We start from the raw sequence: 21702 nt of genomic DNA on the forward strand, positions 1-21702 counted from the left end.
ACTTCTAGGGCGTTAGCATACGGGCATGAAAATTGAAGCCGCCGAGCTCCGCCATATCTCCTTGCCGCTCAAGTTTCGCTTCGAGACCTCCTTTGGGGAGCAGACCCAGCGCCACATTGTCGTTCTGACACTGTATGGGGAAGGCCTCGAGGGCTACGCCGAGACCGTGATGGAGTACACCCCCCACTACCGGGAGGAGACCATCCCGGGGGCCTGGGCGCTTTTGGAGGAGCTTTTGATCCCCAAGGTGCTGGGTAAAGACTTCGCCAACCCCGAGCAGCTCTGGGGCGAGATTGCCGGCTTCAGGGGCAACAAGATGACCAAGGCCGCCCTCGAGATGGCCTTCTGGGATCTGTGGTGCAAAAGCCTGGGGCAGCCCCTCTGGAAGGTGCTGGGTGGGGTGCGCACCGAGATTCCGGTGGGGATCAGCCTGGGCATCGAGCCCAGCCTCGAGGCCACCCTCGAGAAGGTGGGCAAGGGGCTGGCCGATGGCTACAGACGCATCAAGCTCAAGATTAAGCCCGGTTGGGACGTCAAGCTGGCCCTGGCGGTGCGCGAGGCCTACCCCGAGGCCAACCTCACCGTGGACGCCAACTCGGCCTACAGCCTCAACGACATCGCCACCTTCAAGGCCCTGGACGCTGCCCGGCTCGACTACATCGAACAGCCCCTGGCCTTCGACGATATCCTCGACCACGCCAAGCTGCAGGCGGCCATCTCCACCTCCATCTGCCTGGACGAGTCCATCACCTCGCCCGAGGACGCCCGCAAAGCCCTGGAGATTGGGGCCGGGCGGGTGATCAACCTCAAGCCGGGGCGGGTGGGGGGCATTCTGGCCAGCCGCAAAATTCACGACATCACCCAGAGCTACGGCCTGCCGGTCTGGATGGGCGGGATGCTGGAGGCCGGCATTGGCCGGGCCGCCAACATTCACGTAGCCACCCTGCCCATGTTTATCAAGCCCGGCGACACCAGCAGCGCCAGCCGCTACTGGCAGGAGGACATTATCGAGCAGCCGCTCGAGGCCACCGGCGGCCTGATGCCCGTACCGCAGGGGCCCGGTCTGGGCGTGACCCTCAAGCGCGACCTGCTGCAAAGCCTCACCGAGAAGTCGGCTTACATTGGTAAGAGCAGTTAAGTTTGCGCCGTATGAACGTTGTGATCCGTGAGCTGCACGAACCCGAGGAAATCATGCAAATTCCCCGGCTCGAGCAGGCCATCTGGAACGACCCCAACGACACAGTCCGCAGCGGCACCCTGATGGCCCTGGTGCACGAGGGGGCCTTGCTGGCGGGGGCCTATCTCCAGGAGCCCAGCGCCTCCGAGCGGCTGGTGGGCTTTATCTTCGGCTTTCCCACCGACCGCCCCACCGACCACCACTCGCACATGGCCGGGGTTTTGCCGGAATTGCAGGGCAGCCAGATTGGGCTGCTGCTAAAGCGGTATCAGCGCGACTGGGCCCTCAGCAAAGGCTACGAGCGGGTGGTCTGGACCTTCGACCCGCTGCGGGGCCTCAACGCCCATTTCAACCTGCGCAAACTGGGGGCCACCTTCAATCGCTACATCCTCAACTGCTACGGCCCCATGGGCGGCATCAACGCCGGGGCCCCCTCCGACCGGGCCTATGCGGTGTGGGAGTTGCGCGCCCCCAGGGTGTTTCAGCGGATCTATGCCCCTGCCCCCACCCCGGAGGTAGCGGGCCTTCCACTCGCCAACCGCCTCGAGCAGCAGGTGCCCGTGGAGGCCTACCTGGGCCTGCGCGACCCAAGAATCCTGGTGCAGATCCCCGAAGACTGGGGCCAGATTCTGCAAACCGACCCCACGCTGGCCCAGGCCTGGCGGATGCACAGCCGTGAAGTTTTCGGGCATTACTTTGCCCAGGGCTACCGCGCCGTAGACTTTGTGCGCAGCCCCAACCGCTATGTGCTGGAGCGGGTGGAGGGCCAATGACCCAACGCGACGGAAAGACCCCGCAGCAGCCCGCCGGGTGCGTTACTGGGAGGCAACCCTGACCCTTGAACCGGAAATCTGGACAGCTGATGTGGTGTATGTGGGTTTTGGCACCCCCATGCTCGAGGGGGGCCTGCTGGTGGTGGGCGGCCAGGTGACCGCCGTAGGCCCCTTGTCCGAACTGCGACAAAGCCACCCAGGTGCGCCGCTTGTACACAAAGGCAAGGCCCTCACGCCCCCGGTGGTCAACGCCCACACCCACCTGGATCTGTCCACCGCTCCTTATTTTCGCGGAGCCTACCCCGAGTTTATCAAGCACGTAATTGAGCATGGCCTCAAGCGCAACATGGAGGCGGTTGCACAGGGCCTGCGTGAGTTACAAGCGCTGGGGGTGGGCGGCTTTGGGGATATCGCCTACAGGCCGGAGATGGTGGAGTGGCTGGTAGCGCACAGCCCTCTACCGGGGGTGGTGTATCTGGAGGTGATCAACCGCAACCCTGATCAGGCCGATTCGGTGGCGCGCAAAATAGCTGTGCAGTTGTCGAGCTGGCGCGAGCGAAACAGCCTGATCCGGGTGGGCATCTCACCCCACACGCCCTACAACGTGAGCGCTGGCCTGCTCAAGAAGCTGGTCGAGATTGCCAAGCTCGAGGGCTTTCCCATGCAAATGCACGTGGCCGAAAGCCCCGAGGAAACGGTTTTGATGACGCAGGGCGGTGGGGCGCTACAGGAAATCCTGTTGCAGTATGGGTTTCCTGCCTATAAGGACGTTCCCGGCCTGACCCCTGTGCGCTATCTGGCCGAACTGGGGGTGCTGGGGCCGCACCTGACGATTGTGCATGGCGTGCAGGTGGATGAGGAAGAGGTGCAGATGCTGGCCCAGTCGGGCACCCGCATCGTCGCCTGTCCGCGCAGCAACCAGGGGCTGGCGTGCGGCCAGATGCCCTGGGAACTGTACCTGAAGCACCGGCTCGAGCCCGCCCTGGGCACCGACTCGCGCGGCAGCAGCCCCGATTTGGACGTGCGCAACGAGGCCCTTTTCCTGTGGAACCAGGTAGACCCCAGGGTGCTGGTGCGGGCAGCCACCCGCAACGGCTACCGGGTGCTGGGGCTCGAGGTGCCCCGCATCACGCGCGGAACGCCGGTTTCCCAAGTACAATCCTGGTAGTGGGCCTGGTAGCAGCCCAATACTCTATGCAGATAGGCTCGCTCATCCTGTACAGCGCATTCGTCGGGGCCCTGACCGGCGTCTTTGCAGCCGGTTTTGTTTTGATCCTACGGCTAATTGAGCGCTATCTGCTGGGCGAAACCCTGGGCTACCTGCCGCCCGGCCTACCCGGCGAGGGGGGGTTGTCCCAGGTTTTTCGTGGGCCTAGCTACTGGTGGCTGGTCCTGCTGTTGCCGCTTTTGTTCGCGGCCTCGAGCTACCTGGGCTCAGGCCGGGGGCTGGGCTGGCTCCTGGCCGCATACCGCGCGGGCCAGCCGGTGCGGGCCAGCGAGTATTTTCGGGGCATCATCGGCTCCCTGGTGCAGCTTGGGGCGGGTTCTCCGCTGGGCCGCGAGGGGCCCATGGCCGCCCTGGGCCTGTGGGTGGGAAGCGCCCTGGGGCGGCGCATCCCCCTGGGGGAGTCGAGCCGGTTTCTGCCATTCGCCGGGATGGCCGCCGGCTTTGCCTCGGCCTTTCACGCACCCATGGCCGGTGCGCTTTTAGCCAGCGAGATCGTCTACCGGGGGCTGGCCCTCGAGGTCGGTGCGCTGGCCCCCGCTTTGATTGGAGCCCTGGCTGGTTTTACCGTTTACGGCCTTTTCCACGGGTACGGGCCCTTGCTCGAGCTCCCTCCAGGGCCGCTGGAATGGCCGCAGCTCTTCTTCGGCCTGGCCATCGGGCTGGTGTGCGCCGGGGTGGGTACGCTCTGGCTCGAGGCCGAGCGGCTTTTGCGGCGTTTTTTACGTCGGCTGGCTTTTGGGGTTCGCCACGCCCTGTTTGGTCTGGTGCTGGCCCTGGTGCTGTTGCTGCTCCCGGAGGCAGTGGGCAGCGGGCTCTCGTGGGTACAGCTCGGCACCTCCCCCATCCTGACCCTGCCGTTCCTGGGAACCCTGTTCCTGGTGCAGTTGGCCTTGCTGATTTTGGGCGGCGGGGTGCGGGCCTACGGCGGGCAGCTCACCCCGGCCCTAGCCCTGGGCGGCCTGAGCGGACTGATTCTGGCCCAGCTTTTGGATGGGGTGTGGCCTTCCATCGCCCCCTCGCCCCAGAGCGCGGCCCTGGTGGGCATGGCCTCGTTGCTGGCCGGTATCGCCCGTGCTCCCTTTGCGGCCGTGGTGCTAGCAGGCGAAATTGGCGGGTATAGCCTGCTGCCCCTCACCCTGATTGGGGCTTTTGCGGCCTACACCTTCACCAGCCCGCGCGGCAGCTTCGAGGTTGGGGAGATCAGCCCAGAAAAGAATGGGCCAGAGGAGCCTCGGCTTGAAACCGCTCCGCAAACTTCACTCCAGCCTCGCCCCCCAGCCTCGAGCGATTCGCCCTGAAGGCCTCGAGGCTATACTCCCACTTGTAAAAATCGCGGTAGAAGCTGAAGACCTTCTCGGCCACCGCCTGCCCCTCCTCGCCCACATCCACCAGCACCGCCGGGCGGGGAATATCGCTGCGGTAGTAGTGCAAAAGCCGCACCGGCTGGCGGTGGGGCTCCCCTACCAGCTTGGGAATCCGGCAGAACTTGAGCGCCGAGAGGGTGGCCCAGTAGGCCGCCCGGTGATCGGGGTGTACATCCTGGGGGTTCCAGGTGATCACCACATTCGGTTTCCAGGCCGCCACCACCCGGGCGATGGCCAGGGCTTCGTCGCGCCCGCCGGTGAGGCTCGAGTCGGCAAAGTCCAGGAACTGCGCCTCCGCACCGATCATCTGGGCCACGGTGTGCCCGTGCTCTTCGCGGATGCGGGCCACCTCGTCCGGGGACGTCTGGCCAAACTGGCTGGCCAGCTCGCCCCTGGTAAGCCAGAGAATCTTGGCCGCGTCGCCCCGCAAAACGTGCTTTGCCAGCGTGCCGGAAACCCCTATCTCGTCGTCGGGATGAGGAAAGACTGCCAGTAAGCGCACGTTCAAAAGTATACGCTAACAGCTTGACGCTCCTCAGGCCGCCTTAGTACACTCAACCTTGCCTGCATGAGCAGGCCAAAGCTGGAGTGGTGCCCGAGTGGTTGAAGGGGCACGCCTGGAGAGCGTGTATACGGGTTTCCTGTATCGAGGGTTCGAATCCCTCCCACTCCGCCAGCAAGCCGCCCGACGACGGGCGGTTTTTTTATTTCCAGGCCTCAATGGCCTGGGCCAGGGCCTCCACATCCTCCAGGGTGTTATAGACCTGGGCCGAGATGCGCACCCACAAACGCCCGCCCAGGCAGAGGATGGGGGCTTCGATGCGGTGTTCGTACAACAAGGCATACTGCAGACGCACGGCGTCTTCGCGGGTGCGGCCCAGCGAGGCCGGCAGGGGCAGGGTCGCCATACAGCCCAGCATGGCCTCGGGGGCAGGCAGCTCAAAGCCCCACCGCGCGGTCAGCCAAACTGCGGCCTGCCAGGCCAGGTGGTGGTTGTAGGCCTGCATGGCGTCCAGGCCCCAGGCCTGCATAAGCTCCAGCGCTGCCGGAGCGGCCAGAAAGGGGGTGGGGTCTTTGGTACCCACCCAGTCAAACTCCTGCACAAAGCCCTGCCCCAGGCCCCAGGAGATCACCGGCGGGTGCAGGCTTTGCTGCCGCTCAGGGGCCGCCCACAAAAAACCGCAACCTTTGGGGGCCAGGGCCCACTTGTGCAGGTTGCCGGTGTAGTAGTCCACCCCCAGGCTGGGAATGTCCAGGGGGATGGCCCCCGGGGCGTGGGCCCCATCCACCAGCACCGGCACCCCCGCCGCCCGGCAGCAGGCCGCCATCTCGGCCAGGGGCAGCACCAGCGCGGTCTCGGAAGTGATGTGGTCGAGGATGGCCAGCCGGGTGCGGGGGGTGAGGGCTAGGGCCAGCCGGTTCAGGTAATCCGCCGGATTGAACACCGGAAAGGGCAGCTCGAGGGTGACCAGGCGGGCCCCCCAGTGTTCGGCCACAAAGGCTGCGGCGTTGCGCACCGCGCCGTAGGCCAGGTTGGTGATCAGAATTTCGTCGCCTGGTTGCAGCTCGAGCGAGCCCAGCACCGCATTAATCCCGGTGGTGGCGTTGTCCACAAAAACCAGATCCCGCCCTTCGGCCCCCATAAACCGGGCCACCGCCTGGGCCGCCTCCCGCAGCCGGGGCCGGGCGCGCTCGGAGGGGCCTGAGAGGGCCGAAAGCTCCCGCAGCAAAAAGCGGGCTGGCTGGCGTTCCAGCTCCTCGCGGAGCGCTTGTTGTACGGCCAGCACCTGCTTTGGGGTAGCGCCAACCGTCCCGTGGTTCAGGTAGATGATGGCGGGGTCGAGGAGCCAGTGGGCGCGCATGGCCCAGCCAAAGGGGGTTTGATTGGCGCCCGGCTCGAGCGCTTGGGTGTTTTGTGTTGAATCCATCTCGGGCTGATCGTCCTTTCCCGTTCCGCAAGGCAAGGCGGCGCGATCCTATCAGGGATCCAGGGCCAGCTCCTCGTAAGGCAGGCCCAGGTAGCCCGCCAGCACCTCCACCACCAGCTCGTGGTCTTCGCGCTGGGGCAGCCCCGAGACCGTGATGGCCCCAATGCACCCCACGCCCTGCACGAAGATGGGGAAACCCCCCCGTGGGCTGCGTAGTCCTGGGGGTTCAGGCCCCGCGCCTCCAGGCTGCTCTCCTTTTGCTTGAGCACCAGGCCCACCGAATAAGAGCTGCGGTGAAAGCGCTGCACCACGTTGCGCTTGCGGCGGATCCAGTCGGCGTTGTCGGGGGTGGCACCGGGCATGGCATAGAAGAAGAGCGGCTGCCCAAAGAGGCTGATGTCCATGGCAATGGCGCTGTGTAAGCCCTCGGCAGCCTCTTTGAGCCGGGCGCCTAACTCCCAGGCCACGGCGGCATCGAAGCGCTCAAAGCGCAGGCGGGCTTCCTGTTCGGCAATCACCCTTAGGTCTTGTTCGGTGTTCATGTCTCACCCCCTAAAGCAATCTCGCGGCGCTCGAGCGCGCTCTGCTGGGCGGCCTCGAGCAGCTCCATCAGCCACACCGCCTGCTCGGGCGGCACCGGGTTGGGCCCCTTGCCCTGGATGGCATCCCGCACCCCTTCGTAAAAGCGCCGGTAGTCGCCCGGCTCCACCAGCACGGGCTCGGGGGCCTGCTCGGGCCGGCGCAGCCAGGCTTCGCAAGCGTCCAGCTTCCAGGCTGGCTCACCTGGGCGTAAGCCCGTCCTTAGGGCCTTTTCCTGGGTGTCCAGGCCGTAGTGCACCAGGCTGGCCTGGGTGCCATGCACCACAAAACGCGGGCTGCCCCCCGGCACCAGGGTGCTGGCGTGCAGCACCACCCGGAGCCGGGGGTAGCGCAGCAGCACGTGAAAGTAGTCGTCGGCTTGGGCCCCATAGCGCTGCATCCCGATATCGGCGTAGAGGGCCTGGGGCCAGCCAAACAGCAGCAGGGCCTGGTCGGCCAGGTGGGGGCCTAGGTCGTACCACAGACCGCTGCCGGGGCCGGGCTGCTCGCGCCAGCGGTTCTGCACCACCGGGCGGTAGCGGTCGAAGTGCGACTCAAAGTAGACCACCTCCCCCAGGGTGCCGGCCTCCACAATTTTTTGCAGGGTCATGAAGTCGCCATCCCAGCGCCGGTTCTGGAAGACCGCGAGCACCCGCCCCTGGGCCTGGGCCAGCGCCTGCAGCGCCCGGGCTTCGTGGGCAAAAAGCGTGAAGGGTTTGTCCACCACCACGTGCTTGCCGGCTTCCAGGGCCCGCCGGGCCAGCTGGTAATGGGTATTGTTGGGGGTGGCGATCACCACCAGGTCAATCTGGGGGCTCTCGATTACCTCCTCGAAGGTGGTGCTCACCCAGACCTCGGGCCAGTCTGAATGCACCTTCTGGGGCTGGCTGCTCTGGATGGTGACCAGACGCAGGCCCGGCACCGCCTGAATAACAGGGGCGTGAAAGACTTTTCCGGCCATGCCATAGCCGATCAGTGCAACGTGAATGGGTAGGGTCACAAAACCTCCTGGAATGCCAATAGTCTAGGGTTTTTGCAGCGCTTCCAGTACCTGACGGGCGACCTGACGGCCCTGCTCGAGCCCGCCGCTACCATCCACAAACCAGTGAATCCCGGCGACGACCCTCGAGTACGAGGCTTCCTTGGCCAGGGCCTCCCAGGTCTGGGCTTCCTCGGGGAAGAAGTGCGTCAGTACTGTCGCCGCCGCCCCGCTGATGGCCGAGTGGCCCGAGGGGTAGGAAGGGTGCTTGGGGGTGCGCAGGTAAGGCTGCCAGCGCCGGTCGAAGCTCCGTACCCACTGCTCAGGCCGGGCCACGTAGTGGGTGAACTTATCGCGCCAGCAGGCGATATTGGCGTTGTGCATGGCGATGTTGAGCACGGCCAGAATCCCCACAGCCCGGGTGGCCTCGAGCCGGCGCTGGCGCAGGATCTCCAGGGCTGCCTCCTGCCAGAGGCCCGCCGGGGTCACGGTGCCGGGGTCGCCGGCCCACTTATCGGCAATCTGCCGCCCAGCCTCGTCTAATTTGGCCTGCTCGGTCCAGAACAAAGCCCGCTCGCGGGCGAACGTGGGCGAGTCCCAGGCCGGGGGCGGCGGGGCTTTGGCCAGGGCCTCGAGAGCCACCCCGATGGGCCGCACCGCACCCCAGCCTGGCTCCACCGCAGGCCGGCCCAGGGGCAGCACCCAGACCCCAGGGGCCGGGGCCGGGTAGGTGGGGATAATCTGGCGGGCGGCCCCATCCTGGCGGCCCCAGGCCACCACCTGCAACCCTACCTGGCGGCCCAGGGCCTGGCTCAACCGGAGGTTGGGCTCCGGCCAGCCCTGAATCTGGGCCTGGCGGTAGATGGCCTGGGCGGTCTGGCGCACAGCATCCTTGAGGTTGGGAAAAGTGGGGTGCAGGTAGAGCATCACCTCCTGGGCGGCATAAGCGGCCAGCACGTTGGCCTCGACCGGCCGACCCTGGGTTAGATGAAGCGCATCGTGGAGGGCTAAGGTCAGCAAGGCCAGCGCCCGGGCCGTGCGCAGGGGGGAGAACATCTGGGTCTGGATGCCCAGAAGCTCGAGGCGCTCAAACTCGCTCAAAGTCTCCCAGCTCAGTGAACGCTCCAGCGAGCCCTCCACCGGTTTAAGCTGCTCCAGCAGCCCACGCAGGGCCGGGGTCGGGGTGGCAATCCAGGTTCTGGACTGACCCAGGCCCCAACAGCCCAGCAGCACAAGCAACAACATCAATACACGCACAATCCCAGTCTATCGCTGTGTGCATCAATTTATCGAGGCAAGCCCAATCCCTTCGGACTGCAAAGCGGTCTGGTTTCTTTTCAGCAAAAGCACCCTATACTGCAATTCATGCCCTGGATCTATTGGGTTTGGGCTTTGCTGGGTATCTGGCTGGGCCCGTGGGCGCTGGCCCAGGTAACGCCCATTTTTGTTGAGGAGACCTGGAGCGCTGGCCTGCAAAGCCGCTTCGAGGGCGACTACGTGGTGGGGGGCGGGTTGGCCGCCTTCGACTGCAACAGCGATGGCCTGCCCGAACTGGTGCTGGCCGGCGGCACCCAGCGAGCCAAGCTCTATCTGAACCAAAGCCCCGTGGGGGGGCCGCTGCGCTTCCGGGAGCAGGCTGGGGGGGTGGAGCTCGAGGGGGTCATGGGGGCTTATCCCCTCGACATGGATAGCGACGGCCTCACCGACCTGACCCTGCTGCGCGACGGCGAGGACGTTTTGCTGCGCGGGCTGGGCAACTGCCGCTTTGAAAACGCCAACCGCCGGTGGGGCTTCCAGGGGGGGAACACTTGGACGACCGCTTTTTCGGCCACCTGGGAGCAGGGCCAGACCTGGCCCACCCTGGCCACCGGCGCTTACGTCAAGCGCAACACCACCTTTCCCTGGGGCACCTGCCGGGGCAACGCGCTGTACCGGCCTGCCCCAGGGGGAGGGGGTTTCACACCCCCCTGGCCGCTCGAGCCCAGCTACTGCGCGCTGTCCATGTTGTTTTCCGACTGGAACCGCTCCGGCATCCCGGCCCTGCGGGTCTCCAACGACCGCGAGTACTACCAGGGCAAAGGCCAGGAGCAGCTCTGGCAACTGAGCCCCGGCCAGCCCCCGCGGCTCTATACCGAGGCCGAGGGCTGGAAACGGCTGCAAATCTGGGGCATGGGCATCGCCAGCTACGACCTCACCGGCTCGGGCTACCCGGTCTACTACCTGACCAGCATGGGCGACAACAAGCTGCAGATGCTCGAGTCGCCCGACAAGCCCAGCTACGTGGACATCGCCTTCCGCCGCAACGCCACCGCCCACCGCCCCTATACCGGTGGGGACGTGCACATGTCCACCGCCTGGCACGCCCAGTTCGAGGACGTCAACAACGACGGCCTAATTGATCTGTTTGTCAGCAAGGGCAACGTGGGCTATATGCGCGAGGCCGCAGCCCGCGACCCCAACAACCTGATGCTGGGCAGGCCGGACGGCACCTTTGTTGAGGTGGGGGACAAAGCCGGGGTGGCCAGCTTTTTGCGGGGCCGGGGGGCCCAGGTGGTGGACTTGAACGCCGATGGCCGGCTGGACATCGTGGTGGTCAACCGGCTCGACCAGGCCCAGGTCTGGCGCAACCTGGGAGGGGCCAACGGCCAACCCCTGGGCAACTGGCTACAGGTCAAGTTGCAGCAGCCAGGCCCCAACCCCGATGCCGTGGGGGCCTGGCTCGAGGTCGAGCTACCCGGCCGCATCCTGCGGCGCGAGCTGACGGTGGGCGGCGGCCATCTGAGCGGCAGCCTGGGCTTCGTGCACTTTGGGCTGGGCCAGGCCGAGCGGGTGCGCCTGCGGGTGCGCTGGCCCGACGGCCAGCAGGGGGACTGGCTCGAGGCCCCCAGCAACCAGTTTGTGGTGCTGACCCGAAACCAGGAACTCCGCAGCTACACACCGGGCAGCAGTTATTGACATGCCTCTTACTCGGTGGTACTTTTTTTCCGAGTCGAAAAAACCAAGACCATTCCGTACTCCATTGGTCGCATCGGCTCATTTTAGGAGGAGGGAACATGAAGCCATTCACCAAAGTGATGGTGTTGTTGTGGTTTGCACTGGCCGTGCCGGCTTTTGCCCAGCAGATTATTGTGGGGGTTAGCTGGGCCAACTTCCAGGAAGAGCGCTGGAAGATTGACGAGCGGGCCATCCGCGACCAGCTAGGCCGCATGGGCGCGACCTACATCAGCGCCGACGCCCAAAGCTCATCCGAGAAGCAGCTCAACGACATTGATGCCCTCATCGCCCGCGGGGCCAAGGCCCTGATCATCCTGGCCTGGGACAAAGACGCCATCCTGCCCGCCATTGACAAGGCCAAGGCCGCGGGCATTCCGGTGGTGGCCTACGACCGCCTCATCGAAAACGACTACGCCTATTACATCACCTTCGACAACGTGGAAGTAGGCCGTATGCAGGCCCGCGAAGTTTTCAAGGCCCGGCCCAAAGGTAACTACGCCTTCATCCTGGGGGCCAACACCGACCCCAACGCCGACTTCCTGCATAAGGGGCAGCTCGAGGTACTCGATGCTGCCATCAAGCGGGGCGACATCAAGGTGGTGGGCAAACAGTACACCGAAGGCTGGAAGCCCGAGGTAGCCCAGCGCAACATGGAGCAGATCCTCACCGCCAACGGCAACAAAGTGGACGCGGTGGTGGCCTCCAACGACGGCACCGCCGGGGGTGTGGTGGCCGCGCTGGCTGCGGTGGGTCTGGCCGGTAAGGTGCCGGTCTCAGGCCAGGACGGTGACCAGGCCGCCCTCAACCGGGTGGCGCGGGGGCTGCAAACCGTCAGCGTCTGGAAGGATGCCCGCGAGCTGGGCCGCCGCGCTGCCGAGGCTGCGGTGCTGCTGGCCCGTGGCACACCCATGGACAAGCTGCCGGGCCGCACCATCTTTGCCGACGGGCCCAACAAAGTCCGCATGAACGCCCTGCTGCTCAAGCCCATCCCGATCACCCGCCAGAACCTGGATGTGGTGCTGCGGGCCGGCTGGATCACCAAGCAGGCCCTCTGCCAGGGGGTGAGCGGGGCCAACGCCCCGGCGGCCTGCCGGTAGGATGAGCTATCTGCTAAGGGTGGGCGTGTTGCCCACCCTTTTTATAAGCCAAACAAACCGCGAATCGCACGGTATAATCGGGTTCAACAAAAAAAGAGCGGAGGACTTTTGATGCAGATGCAAAGCGCAGCGAGGGCCCGCACAAGCCTGGTGCAAAGCCTGGGGGTGGATGGCCGCATCCTGACCATGCTGATTGTGTTGGCGGTGGTCTGGACGGTCTTCCAGCTTCTCACCATGCAGCAGCCGGGCCAGTTTTTGAGTCCGCAAAACCTCTGGAACCTCTCGGTGCAGACCGCGGTGGTGGGCATCATGGTGGGGGGTATGGTGATGGTGATCGTGACCCGCCAGATCGATCTTTCGGTGGGCTCGATTCTGGGCTTTACCGGGATGATCATGGCCCTCATCCAGACCGTTCCACCGTTGGGCTGGGGCGGCCACTGGCTCCTGGCGCTGCTGGCCGGGCTGGTGCTGGGCGCGCTGATTGGGGCCTTTCAGGGCTACTGGGTGGCCTACTGGGGGGTGCCGGCCTTCGTGGTCACCCTGGCTGGATTGCTCATCTTTCGCAACGCCACCTTCATCGTGGCCAGCGGGCGCACCATCGGGCCGCTGGATGACAACTTCAAGGTGCTGGGTGGGGGGCTCAACGGCTCCATCGGCGAGTTCTGGACCTGGGTGGTGGGCCTGGTGGTGATGGCCCTCATCATCTATCAGGCCCTCTCCAACCGCAGCCGCCGCCTCAAAAACGGCCTGCCGGTACGCCCGGTCTGGGCCGAGGGGCTGGTCACCGGCACCCTGCTGGCCTTGGTGCTGGCCTTCGTGCTGGTCATGAACGCCTTCCCCTACCCCGGCACCAACATCCCTCGAGGCATGCCGGTACCGGTGTTGATTACCCTGGTGGTGCTGTTTGTGCTCAACTGGGTGGCCCTCAACACCCGCTTTGGCCGCTACGTGTTTGCCATTGGGGGCAACCCCGAGGCCGCCCTGCTGGCCGGCATCAACGTCAAGCGCATGCTGGTGGCGGTTTTTGCTCTGATGGGCATGCTGGCGGCCCTGGCCGGCGCGGTGCAGGCGGCCCGGCTCAACTTTGTGACCAACAGCATGGGCAACCTGCTCGAGCTCGACGTGATCGCCGCAGCGGTCATCGGTGGCACCGCCCTCTCCGGTGGCAGCGGCACCATCGTGGGGGCGGCTTTGGGGGCTCTGCTGATGTCCTCCCTGCGCAGCGGGATGGTGCTGATGGGCCTCCCGACCGAGTGGCAGAACGTGGTGCTGGGTCTGGTGCTGCTGGCCGCGGTCATCTGGAACACGGTCTACCTGAGGAACCGGAGGTAAGCATGACCCCCCTTGTTGAAATGCGCAACATCAGCCTGCGCTTTGGCGGCAACCAGGCGCTGGACAACGTGTCGGTCAACCTATACCCCGGCGAGGTGGTGGGCCTGCTGGGCCACAACGGGGCGGGCAAGTCCACCCTGATTAAGGTGCTCTCCGGGGCCTACCAGGCCGACGCAGGGCAGATTTTCGTGAACGGGCAGGAGGTCACCATCCGCACCCCCCAGGACGCCCAGGCCCTGGGCATCGAGACCATCTACCAGACCCTGGCCCTGGCCGACAACCTCGACGCCGTGGCCAATGTTTTTCTGGGGCGCGAAAAAGTACGGGGCGTGGTGCTGGACGAAGACTTCATGGAGCTCGAGGCCCGCAAGACCCTGGATCGGCTCAAGGTCAAGATTCCTTCCTTGCGGCTGCCGGTAGCCCAGATGTCCGGGGGCCAGCGCCAGACCGTGGCCATTGGCCGGGCCATCTACTTCAAGGCCCGCTGCCTGATTATGGACGAGCCCACCGCCGCCCTGGGGCCGGAGGAAACCGCCAAGGTGGGTGAGCTGATCAAAGCCCTCAAGGCCGAGGGTGTGGGCATCTTCTTGATTAGCCACGACCTGCACGACGTCTTCGACCTGGCCGACCGCCTCACGGTGATGAAAAACGGGCGGGTGGTGGGCACGGTCTACACCCAGGATGTGAGCCACGACGACGTGCTGGGCATGATTATTGGCGGGGTGATGCCCAAAAACGCCCGGCCCGCCGACCAGCCCGTCTCGCACGCCTGAGAAACCCGACCGCGGAGGTGAGCCCATGCCCAGGGTGTCGTTTGCACCGCATAAGCTGCGTGCCATCGAGGTTCCCAATGGGGTTCCGGAAATACCGCCTCGAGTCTTTGCCGAGCGCTACCAGAACCTCGAGGCCCGGCGGCAGCAATCGGGCTACGACGCCCTGGTGATTTACGCCGACCGGGAACACGCCGCCAACCTCGGCTGGCTCACCGACTTTACCCCGCGTTTCGAGGAGGCCCTCTGGGTGCAGGTGGGCGGACAGACCCCCACCCTGCTGGTGGGCAACGAGTGTTTTGGCCTGGCCCGCGCCGCCTGCAAGATTAAGGCCCGCCTCGAGCTCTACCAGGAGTTCAGCCTGCCCGGCCAGGATCGGAGCCTCAGCACCGACCTGGTGGGCCTGCTGCGCAAGGCCGGGCTGGGCCGGGGCCTGCGGGTGGGCCTGATCGGCTGGAAGCCCCTGCAGGCCCTGGACGTGCCGCACTGGATTGTCGAGGCCGTCCAGGAGGTAACCGCCCAGACGCCCCAGAACGCCGCCGACCTCTTGATGCACCCGGCAAGCGGTCTGCGGGTTCGCCTCGAGCCCGAGCAAATCCGGCTGGCCGAGTATGCCGCCACCCTCACCAGCGAGGGTATCAAGCACTGGGTTTTTGGCCTCTATGAAGGCCAGCCGGAGTGGGAGGCCACCCAGCATCTGGTGTCCTATGGCCTCGAGCTCTCCTGCCACCCCATGGTGAACTTCGGCCCGGAAATCCCCAGCGGGCTCAAAAGCCCCCGCAATCAGAGGGTTCAACCGGGCTTTTACGCGCAAGCGGCCTTTGGCCTGATCGGGGGGCTCACCTGCCGGGCCGGGCGGCTGGTGCGCGCAGATTATCAGGACGATGCAGACGAGTACCTGGAGCTGGTGGTCAACTACCTGCAGGTGGTGCACGCCTGGTATGCCGCCCTTGGGGTGGGGGTGTCGGCAGGCGAGGTGTTCGCTCAGGCCCACCAGGCCAAAAGCAATACCTGGGACCTCGCCCTGAACCCCGGGCACCTGATCCACCTGGACGAGTGGCTCGCCAGCCCCTTCGCGCCGGGTTCCACGGTGGCTTTGCAAAGCGGTATGACCATCCAGCAGGACATCATCCCCCTCCCCCGGCAGGGCCGCGCCGTGGTCAACATGGAAGACGGTCTGGTACTGGCCGATGTCGAACTGCGCGAGGCCCTGGAACGCCTCGACCCCGCCATGATGCAGCGCATCCGTCGGCGGCGCCAGGTTATGGAGCAGCTTGGCTACCAGCTCAGCGAGGATGTGCTGCCCTTATCCAATATCCAGGGGGTTTTCTTCCCCTTCCTGCTTCAGCCCGAGTACGTGGCCCGCTTCGATTGAAAGGAGACCCTTATGCGAATCGGAATCGTAGGTGCAGGCTGGTGGGCCGGGTTTGCCCATCTGCCCGCTTTCAAGGAGGCCGGGGCCCAGATCGCCGGCATTTACAGCCGCACCCCGGCCCATGCGCAAAAACTGGCCAGCGCCCACGGAACCCAGGCCTTCGAGCGCTACGAAGACCTGCTGCAACACTGCGACGCCGTGGCCATCTCCACCACCGACGACACCCACGCGCCTTTGGGCCTTATGGCCCTGGCGGCGGGCAAGCACCTCTTCATGGACAAGCCCCTGGCCCGTACCCTGGACGAAGCCCAGGCCCTGCTCGAGGCCGCCCGGCAGCAAGGGTGCATCGGCCTGACCGCCTTCACCAGCCGGGGCGACCTGGCCGCCGAGACCGCCCAGGCCCTGGTGCGCGCGGGCGAGATTGGCGAGGTGCTCTACCTGCGGGGCTCCTTCCACGGCGGCTATATGGGCGATCCGGCCGGCCCCACCACCTGGCGGGCCAAAGCCGAGACCGGCGGGGCCGGGGGGGCGGTGGCCGACCTGGGGGCCCACCTCTTCGACCTGGTGCGCATGGTCACGGGCCTCGAGTTCACCCAGGTGATGGCCCAGGCCCGGATTCACCTGCAGCGCCCCGACCCGGTCACCAACTACGACGAAGGCGCGGTGCTGGCCCGGCTGGGCGGCGCGACCGGGGCTTTCTCACTCTCGAGGGTACATATCGGGGGCGATCAACGGCTCGAGCTGGAAATCCAGGGCACTAAAGGCGCCCTCAAGCTCTCCCCGGCCCTGTGGGGCCAGGGCAAGAGCGCGCAGCTCTGGCTGGCCCCACGCCCCGGCTTTTACCGGCCAGCCCCCCTCGACCCAAGCTTTCTGCGGGGGCGCGACCCCGAGACCTCCTGGGGGCATTTCCAGTTCATCGAGCTGGCCCGGCGCTTCCTCGAGGGCATCGCCCAGAACCGGCCACCCACCCCCAGCCTCGAGGACGGCCTCATCACCCAACGGGTTATAGAAGCCGCGGTGCAGAGCAGTCAGCAAAACACCTGGGTATCGGTCTAGAACCCGGCCCCCACCCTTGGGTCTTATACGGGATGCGGTGTATTCTTTGCATATTGGCATGAGCACTTCAACGCCCAAACCCCGTCTGGTAAGCCCCAACTTCATCACCGAGATCATTGATGAAGACCTGAAGGCCGGTCGTTACAAAAAGATCGTCACCCGCTTCCCCCCCGAGCCCAACGGCTATGCCCACCTGGGCCACGCCATCGCCAGCTACATAGATTTTGGCATCGCCCACGACTACGGCGGGGAATGCCGGCTGCGCATGGACGACACCAACCCCGAGGCCGAGAAAGCCGAGTACGCCGAAGCCTTAATTGCCGATATGCGCTGGCTGGGCTGGGACTGGGGGCCTAGGGTTCGCTACGCCTCCGACTACTTCGAGCTTTTGTACCAGATGGCCGAGCGCCTCATCCAGAAGGGCCTGGCCTATGTGGACAGCGTCTCGCCCGAGGAGATGGCCCGGCTGCGCGGTACGGTGGACCAGCCCGGCACCCCCAGCCCCTACCGCGAGCGCAGTGTGGAAGAAAACCTGGATCTGTTCCGCCGGATGCGGGCCGGGGAGTTTCCTAACGGTGCGCACGTGTTGCGGGCCAAAATTGACCTTGCGAGCCCCAACATGAAGCTGCGCGACCCGGTGCTCTACCGCATCGTGCACGCCGAGCACTACCGCACCGGCCACAAGTGGTGCATCTACCCCTCCTACGACTTCGCCCAGGCCACCACCGACGCCCTGGATGGGGTCACGCACAGCCTGTGCAGCCTCGAGTTCGTGGACAACCGGGCCATCTACGACTGGCTGATGGACCACCTGTGGGGCGAACCCCCCCTCGACCAGACCCCCCGCCCCCACCAGTACGAGTTTGGCCGCCGCAGCCTGGAGTACACCGTGGTCTCCAAGCGCAAACTGCGCAAGTTGGTGGAAGGGGGCTATGTGCGGGGCTGGGACGACCCCCGCATGCCCACCCTGGCCGGCCAGCGGCGCCGGGGGGTGCGGCCCGAGGCCATCCGCCGTTTTGCAGGCCAGGTTGGCATCTCGCGCACCAACCGCACGGTGGACATCGCCCTGTTAGAAGGAGCCATCCGCGACGACCTGAACACCACCGCCCCCCGGGTGATGGCGGTGCTGCGGCCCCTCAAAGTGGTGCTCACCAACCTCACCGAGCCCCGAACCGTAACCCTCCCCTACTGGCCCCACGACGTGATCCAGGAATCCCCCGACGGCCTGGTGCCCCTGCCCGATGGGCGGCGCGTCCGGCCTGAGCAAGCGGTGCGCCAGGCAACCCTTACCCACGAGCTCTACATCGAGCAGGACGACTTCGCCCTGAACCCGCCCAAAGGCTTCAAGCGCCTGACCCCGGGCGGCACCGTGCGCCTGAAGCTGGCTGGGGTGATCCGCTGCGACAGCTACCAAACCGACGCCCAGGGCCGGGTGACCGAGCTCCACTGCACCCTGCTGTCCGAGGAGGCCAAGGCTGCCGGGGTGATTCACTGGGTGAGCGCCAGCGAGGCCGTGCCCGCCGAGTTTCGCCTTTACGACCGGCTTTTCACCGTACCCCACCCCGAGGCCGAGGCCAGGGAGCTGGAAGATGAGGAGACCCCCGAAGACCACGACTTCCTGCGCTTTGTGAATCCCAAGAGCCTCGAGGTCGTGCAGGGCTACATCGAGCCCAGCGTGCTCCAGGATCCCAGGGATACCCGCTACCAGCTCGAGCGCAACGGCTACTTCTGGCAAGACCCCCTCGACTCCCGGCCCGGCGCCCTGGTCTTCAACCGCATCGTCACGCTCAAGGACACCTGGGCGCGCACCGCCCAGGAAAGCGAGCCGGAAACCCGGCGCGCCGTTCCCAAAGCCAAAGCTATCGAAGGCCCGCGCAAAACCCAGGGGGCCCCGTCCGAACCCCCGCTCACTCCCACACAGCAGGCCCAGCTCGAGCACTTTTTAGCCCAGGGCCTCCCCGAAGCCGAGGCCCGGGTACTGGCCCGCGAGCCCCGGCTGGCCGAGTTTCTGTTGCAGGCCGCGCAAGAGGCCCCCATCGCGCTGCTGGCTAACTGGGTCGTCAACGACCTGGGCGCCGCCCTCCGCTCTGGCGCGGCCAAGATAACACCGACCGGGCTGGCCGGGCTGGTGCGGCTCCTGGAGGCCGGGGAAATCAATACCCGCATCGCCAAAGACGTGCTGAACGAGGCCTTGCAAACCGGCCAGGATCCCGCAGCAATCGTGCATGAGAAGGGCTTGAAGCAGGTCAGTGATGCAGGGGCTCTCGAGCCCATCGTAGAACGCATCCTGGCCCAAAACCCCGACAAAGTAGCGGCCTACCGCGCCGGCAAAACCGGCCTGCTGGGCTTTTTTGTGGGCCAGGTCATGCGTGAGACCCAGGGCCAGGCCAACCCGCAACGGGTGCAGGAGCTGGTAACGCAAAAGCTGGGTTAGCTCAAGCATCAGAAGTTGTCTGATACCGTTTTCGCTTGAATCCTTCACTGTTGGACAGAGTCAAAGGTGAAGGATTCAAGCCGACCGAAGGGAGTAGAAAAGCATTTCGGTAGTATCGTTTAGGCTTGTCAAAGTGAATACTACCGAAATGCATATGAGCCACGCTAGCAAGTTTGGATGGTCAGGGGCTTTCCAAATTCTTATTTTCCCTTGTACCAGATGCGGTAAATGCGCCCCCCTCTGGCATCCGTAACATACATCGCACCGTCGGCTCCGATCACCAGCCCCACCGGGCGACCCCAGGCATCGCGGCACATCCGGCCCGGCTCCCGCCAACCAGTAGCAAACACTTCCGAGCGAACCGGTAGGCCGTTTTGAATCACAAAGCGCTCAATCTTGCAGTCGCGGTATTTGGCCGGGTCTTGCACGCCCAACGAACCGTGGTAAGCAATATAGAGGCTATCGCGGTAGGCCGCTGGAAAGCGGCTGTTCTTGGCCCAGGTGATGCCCAGGGGCGCCGAATGGGCTGGGGCGGTGAACAGGGCCGGGATGGCTTTCCGGCAGTCGAAGCCCTGGGTGCGGGGGTCGGGCACCTCGCTGCGCTCGGCCTTCAGGTTCAGACCCAAGCCAGGTGTATAGCAGTAGGGCCAGCCGTGAAAACCTCCGGGTTGCACCGCCACAATCACCTCTTCTGGGGGGAGGTCGTCGCCCAGGTGGTCGGTGCCGTTGTGGGTAGCCCAGAGCTCGCCCCGGGGTGTCCAGGTAAAGTCCACGCTGTTCTTGAGGCCCTCGGCCCAGACCACCCGGCGGCGGGGGTCGGGGTCGCCTGCAAAGGGGTTATCTTCGGGCACGCTGCCGTCTGGATTAAAACGTAGGATGGCCGCGCGGCGGGGGTCGCGCTCGGGGCCAAAATTGGTCTCGGAGCCCACCGAAACATAAAGTTTTCCGTCTGGCCCAAAATGAACCGTGCGGGTGAAGTGCCCGGAGGGGCCGGGGATGTCCGAGAGGACGGTTTCCCGTTCCCAACCGCTTCGGCCCAGCCGCAATCGAATCACTGCCGTACTTACAGCTACATACAGCCAGCCCCGGTGCCACTCGAGGCCATGCGGCAGTTCCAGGCCGTCCGCCACCACCTCCACCCGGTCGGCCCGGCCATCGCGGTTGTGGTCGGGTAGCCGCGCTAGCTGGCCTCCATACATCAGGGTTACGTAGAGCTGCCCATCGGGCCCCAGGCTCATCATGCGGGGGGCACCCTCTAAGTTTTCAGCAAAGATTTGGATGGCAAACCCAGGCGGTAGTTGGATACGCCGGGCCGCTTCGTCAGCAACCAGTTGCGGCTTGGTCTCAAAAAACACGCCAGCGGCCACTGCCACTACCGTCGCCAGACCCAACCGATGCAGCAAGGTCATCTAGAGCTCAGGCTAGCAGAATTGAAGCCAGTTCGATTAGCGCCAGATGATGGTTCGAACTCGACCGACCGGCCGACTCAGATCCTTTGAGAAAATTGTATTTATCTCATGTTTTCGCTGCTACACTAAGAAGGTAGCCGTCTTGGATTCAAAGAATAAGACGATCTCACACAAAGTTATGAAAAACCGTTTTCATTTGTCTTCCATCATAACGGTTCGTGAGCCGTTTAATACCTTTTCCCACGCGGCGGGGGCGGTGCTGGGCTTGCTGGGCACGGTTACCTTGCTGTTCTTTGCCCAGGGCAACCCCCCCAAAGTTGCGGGGGCCCTGGTATTTGGTCTGACCATGATCCTGATGTACACCTCCTCGGCTCTGTACCACGCTTTACAGGTCTCGGAGCGGGGTTTGGTCTGGCTTCGCAAGCTCGACCACGCTGCCATTTTTCTCTTTATCGCCGGAACCTACACCCCAGTGTTGTTGCAAGCACTCGAACCCAGTTGGCGGCCTTGGGCGTTGGGGCTGGTCTGGTCGCTGGCGGCGCTGGGCGTGGGCCTCAAGCTAATCACCCTCAAAGCCCCGCGCTGGCTTTACACCGCCACCTACCTGGGCATGGGCTGGCTCTCTGTCTTTCTGCTGCCCAAGCTGGCACTCAACCCCTGGGCCCTGGGTTTCCTGGTTGCGGGTGGGGTGGCCTACAGCCTTGGGGCGGTGGTCTACGCCACCAAATGGCCCAACCTACTGCCTAGACTGGTGGGTTTTCATGGCGTCTGGCACGTGTTTGTGCTGCTGGGCAGCGCCGGGATGTACTTTGCGGTGCTGTCGGTGTATCTGGCCTGAGATAGCCGATAGAAACGGAAAAGCCCCCGCAGTTTGCGGGGTTCATTTTGGCATGTTATAAGAAATCTTCAATACTCTTTCTACTAAAGTGGAGCCATGCAACTGGCCCAACATCAGCGCCGCCCCCGGTTAGAACTTCGACTATAACACCATTTAACCCAGCCAGCGCTTACCCAGGGCTACACCCTATTCCACTGGTGGCCGGGGGATATTAAGGGAATAACTCAAAAGGACTTCTTATTCCTTCGTGTGCTACTTGACCTACCCCAGGGGATGTAAAAAAGAGGGGGTGCTATGGAAACCCACAGAGAGCACCCCCTGTACTATCTTGACGCAGAAACCCTCCTGGTGGCTACCTACGTCTGGGTG

General features: G+C 64.9%; 18 protein-coding genes, 1 tRNA gene and 1 pseudogene. 13 read left to right on the plus strand and 7 right to left on the minus strand.

Translation table 11 applies throughout. From position 1 onward, the window contains the following. The first annotated feature begins 25 nt into the window (after window positions 1-25). The 4 genes from menC to WKI89_RS05935 all read left to right on the plus strand — a co-directional run bounded on the left by menC (window position 26) and on the right by WKI89_RS05935 (window position 4476). The gene (menC, locus tag WKI89_RS05920) at window positions 26-1138 is read left to right on the plus strand and encodes an o-succinylbenzoate synthase (RefSeq protein WP_337868253.1); all 1113 of its coding nucleotides are present in this window, start codon (window positions 26-28) and stop codon (window positions 1136-1138) included. An 11-nt stretch (window positions 1139-1149) separates the two neighbouring features. Further along, window positions 1150-1950 carry a GNAT family N-acetyltransferase gene (locus WKI89_RS05925; protein ID WP_337868254.1) on the plus strand — a complete coding sequence of 267 codons (801 nt, stop codon included), beginning with the start codon at window positions 1150-1152 and terminating at the stop codon, window positions 1948-1950. Between the two features lie 118 nt (window positions 1951-2068). Continuing rightward, on the plus strand, window positions 2069-3118 hold the full coding sequence (locus WKI89_RS05930; protein WP_337868270.1) for an amidohydrolase family protein: 1050 nt from the start codon (window positions 2069-2071) through the stop codon (window positions 3116-3118). Continuing rightward, entirely contained in the window at window positions 3118-4476 is a 1359-nt protein-coding gene (locus tag WKI89_RS05935; RefSeq protein WP_337868255.1) for a chloride channel protein, read from the plus strand. Before WKI89_RS05930 ends, WKI89_RS05935 begins: the two co-directional genes overlap by 1 nt. Here the strand turns inward: WKI89_RS05935 and WKI89_RS05940 are convergent. Then, complete coding sequence (locus tag WKI89_RS05940) at window positions 4379-5044, minus strand: PIG-L family deacetylase (protein ID WP_337868256.1); 666 nt, start codon at window positions 5042-5044, stop codon at window positions 4379-4381. The two genes, WKI89_RS05935 and WKI89_RS05940, sit on opposite strands and share 98 nt — an antisense overlap. 83 nt (window positions 5045-5127) lie before the next feature. On the opposite strand from WKI89_RS05940, the gene WKI89_RS05945 reads away from it, so the two are divergent. Further along, window positions 5128-5218: transfer RNA gene (locus WKI89_RS05945), tRNA-Ser, on the plus strand. A 28-nt stretch (window positions 5219-5246) separates the two neighbouring features. On the opposite strand, the gene WKI89_RS05950 is transcribed toward WKI89_RS05945, so the two are convergent. The 5 genes and pseudogenes from WKI89_RS05950 to WKI89_RS05970 form a co-directional block, all read right to left on the minus strand. Continuing rightward, on the minus strand, window positions 5247-6470 hold the full coding sequence (locus WKI89_RS05950; protein ID WP_337868257.1) for an aminotransferase class V-fold PLP-dependent enzyme: 1224 nt from the start codon (window positions 6468-6470) through the stop codon (window positions 5247-5249). 51 nt (window positions 6471-6521) lie between these two features. Then, window positions 6522-6653 carry a heme-binding protein gene (locus tag WKI89_RS05955; RefSeq protein WP_245392519.1) on the minus strand — a complete coding sequence of 44 codons (132 nt, stop codon included), beginning with the start codon at window positions 6651-6653 and terminating at the stop codon, window positions 6522-6524. A gap of 71 nt (window positions 6654-6724) precedes the next feature. After that, window positions 6725-7012 (minus strand): annotated as a pseudogene (locus tag WKI89_RS05960) (heme-binding protein); the annotation flags it as partial. After that, window positions 7009-8049, minus strand: coding sequence for an oxidoreductase (locus WKI89_RS05965; RefSeq protein ID WP_337868258.1), 1041 nt, complete (start codon window positions 8047-8049; stop codon window positions 7009-7011). The pseudogene WKI89_RS05960 and the gene WKI89_RS05965, both read right to left, overlap by 4 nt. Before the next feature lie 24 nt (window positions 8050-8073). Next, window positions 8074-9285 (minus strand): vanadium-dependent haloperoxidase, encoded by a 1212-nt coding sequence (locus WKI89_RS05970; protein ID WP_337868259.1) that lies wholly within the window; start codon window positions 9283-9285, stop codon window positions 8074-8076. 108 nt (window positions 9286-9393) lie between these two features. Here WKI89_RS05970 and WKI89_RS05975 point away from each other — a divergent pair, with 108 nt between their 5' ends. From WKI89_RS05975 to WKI89_RS06005, 7 genes are all read left to right on the plus strand, one after another. Continuing rightward, window positions 9394-10983: a CRTAC1 family protein gene (locus tag WKI89_RS05975; RefSeq protein WP_337868260.1), complete on the plus strand. Its 1590-nt coding sequence runs from the start codon at window positions 9394-9396 to the stop codon at window positions 10981-10983. A 98-nt stretch (window positions 10984-11081) separates the two neighbouring features. Continuing rightward, window positions 11082-12119 carry a D-xylose ABC transporter substrate-binding protein gene (gene xylF / locus WKI89_RS05980; protein ID WP_337868261.1) on the plus strand — a complete coding sequence of 346 codons (1038 nt, stop codon included), beginning with the start codon at window positions 11082-11084 and terminating at the stop codon, window positions 12117-12119. A gap of 111 nt (window positions 12120-12230) precedes the next feature. Further along, complete coding sequence (locus WKI89_RS05985) at window positions 12231-13451, plus strand: sugar ABC transporter permease (RefSeq protein ID WP_337868262.1); 1221 nt, start codon at window positions 12231-12233, stop codon at window positions 13449-13451. A gap of 2 nt (window positions 13452-13453) precedes the next feature. After that, entirely contained in the window at window positions 13454-14224 is a 771-nt protein-coding gene (locus WKI89_RS05990) for an ATP-binding cassette domain-containing protein (protein WP_337868263.1), read from the plus strand. A 25-nt stretch (window positions 14225-14249) separates the two neighbouring features. Next, window positions 14250-15596, plus strand: coding sequence for a hypothetical protein (locus WKI89_RS05995; RefSeq protein ID WP_337868264.1), 1347 nt, complete (start codon window positions 14250-14252; stop codon window positions 15594-15596). Between the two features lie 12 nt (window positions 15597-15608). After that, the gene (locus WKI89_RS06000; RefSeq protein WP_337868265.1) at window positions 15609-16652 is read left to right on the plus strand and encodes a Gfo/Idh/MocA family oxidoreductase; all 1044 of its coding nucleotides are present in this window, start codon (window positions 15609-15611) and stop codon (window positions 16650-16652) included. Window positions 16653-16710: 58 nt separating this feature from the next. Continuing rightward, window positions 16711-19086 carry a glutamine--tRNA ligase/YqeY domain fusion protein gene (locus WKI89_RS06005; RefSeq protein ID WP_337868266.1) on the plus strand — a complete coding sequence of 792 codons (2376 nt, stop codon included), beginning with the start codon at window positions 16711-16713 and terminating at the stop codon, window positions 19084-19086. A gap of 200 nt (window positions 19087-19286) precedes the next feature. Here WKI89_RS06005 and WKI89_RS06010 read toward each other — a convergent pair whose 3' ends face one another. Then, window positions 19287-20495, minus strand: a complete 1209-nt coding sequence (locus tag WKI89_RS06010; protein ID WP_337868267.1) for a PQQ-dependent sugar dehydrogenase — start codon at window positions 20493-20495, stop codon at window positions 19287-19289. Between the two features lie 178 nt (window positions 20496-20673). On the opposite strand from WKI89_RS06010, the gene WKI89_RS06015 reads away from it, so the two are divergent. Next, window positions 20674-21333, plus strand: coding sequence for a hemolysin III family protein (locus tag WKI89_RS06015; RefSeq protein WP_337868268.1), 660 nt, complete (start codon window positions 20674-20676; stop codon window positions 21331-21333). Window positions 21334-21702 lie beyond the last annotated feature (369 nt).

This window comes from Meiothermus sp. (genome assembly GCF_037443965.1).
Lineage (GTDB): Bacteria > Deinococcota > Deinococci > Deinococcales > Thermaceae > Meiothermus.

What these genes read in the sequence shown, in the direction of transcription:
- menC (WP_337868253.1), top strand. Translation starts at nt 26, where the DNA reads ATGAAAATTGAAGCCGCCGAGCTCCGCCATATCTCCTTGCCGCTCAAG.
- WKI89_RS05925 (WP_337868254.1), top strand. Translation starts at nt 1,150, where the DNA reads ATGAACGTTGTGATCCGTGAGCTGCACGAACCCGAGGAAATCATGCAA.
- WKI89_RS05930 (WP_337868270.1), top strand. Translation starts at nt 2,069, where the DNA reads ATGCTCGAGGGGGGCCTGCTGGTGGTGGGCGGCCAGGTGACCGCCGTA.
- WKI89_RS05950 (WP_337868257.1), bottom strand. Translation starts at nt 6,470, where the DNA reads ATGGATTCAACACAAAACACCCAAGCGCTCGAGCCGGGCGCCAATCAA.
- WKI89_RS05975 (WP_337868260.1), top strand. Translation starts at nt 9,394, where the DNA reads ATGCCCTGGATCTATTGGGTTTGGGCTTTGCTGGGTATCTGGCTGGGC.
- xylF (WP_337868261.1), top strand. Translation starts at nt 11,082, where the DNA reads ATGAAGCCATTCACCAAAGTGATGGTGTTGTTGTGGTTTGCACTGGCC.
- WKI89_RS05985 (WP_337868262.1), top strand. Translation starts at nt 12,231, where the DNA reads ATGCAGATGCAAAGCGCAGCGAGGGCCCGCACAAGCCTGGTGCAAAGC.
- WKI89_RS05990 (WP_337868263.1), top strand. Translation starts at nt 13,454, where the DNA reads ATGACCCCCCTTGTTGAAATGCGCAACATCAGCCTGCGCTTTGGCGGC.
- WKI89_RS05995 (WP_337868264.1), top strand. Translation starts at nt 14,250, where the DNA reads ATGCCCAGGGTGTCGTTTGCACCGCATAAGCTGCGTGCCATCGAGGTT.
- WKI89_RS06000 (WP_337868265.1), top strand. Translation starts at nt 15,609, where the DNA reads ATGCGAATCGGAATCGTAGGTGCAGGCTGGTGGGCCGGGTTTGCCCAT.
- WKI89_RS06005 (WP_337868266.1), top strand. Translation starts at nt 16,711, where the DNA reads ATGAGCACTTCAACGCCCAAACCCCGTCTGGTAAGCCCCAACTTCATC.
- WKI89_RS06010 (WP_337868267.1), bottom strand. Translation starts at nt 20,495, where the DNA reads ATGACCTTGCTGCATCGGTTGGGTCTGGCGACGGTAGTGGCAGTGGCC.
- WKI89_RS06015 (WP_337868268.1), top strand. Translation starts at nt 20,674, where the DNA reads ATGAAAAACCGTTTTCATTTGTCTTCCATCATAACGGTTCGTGAGCCG.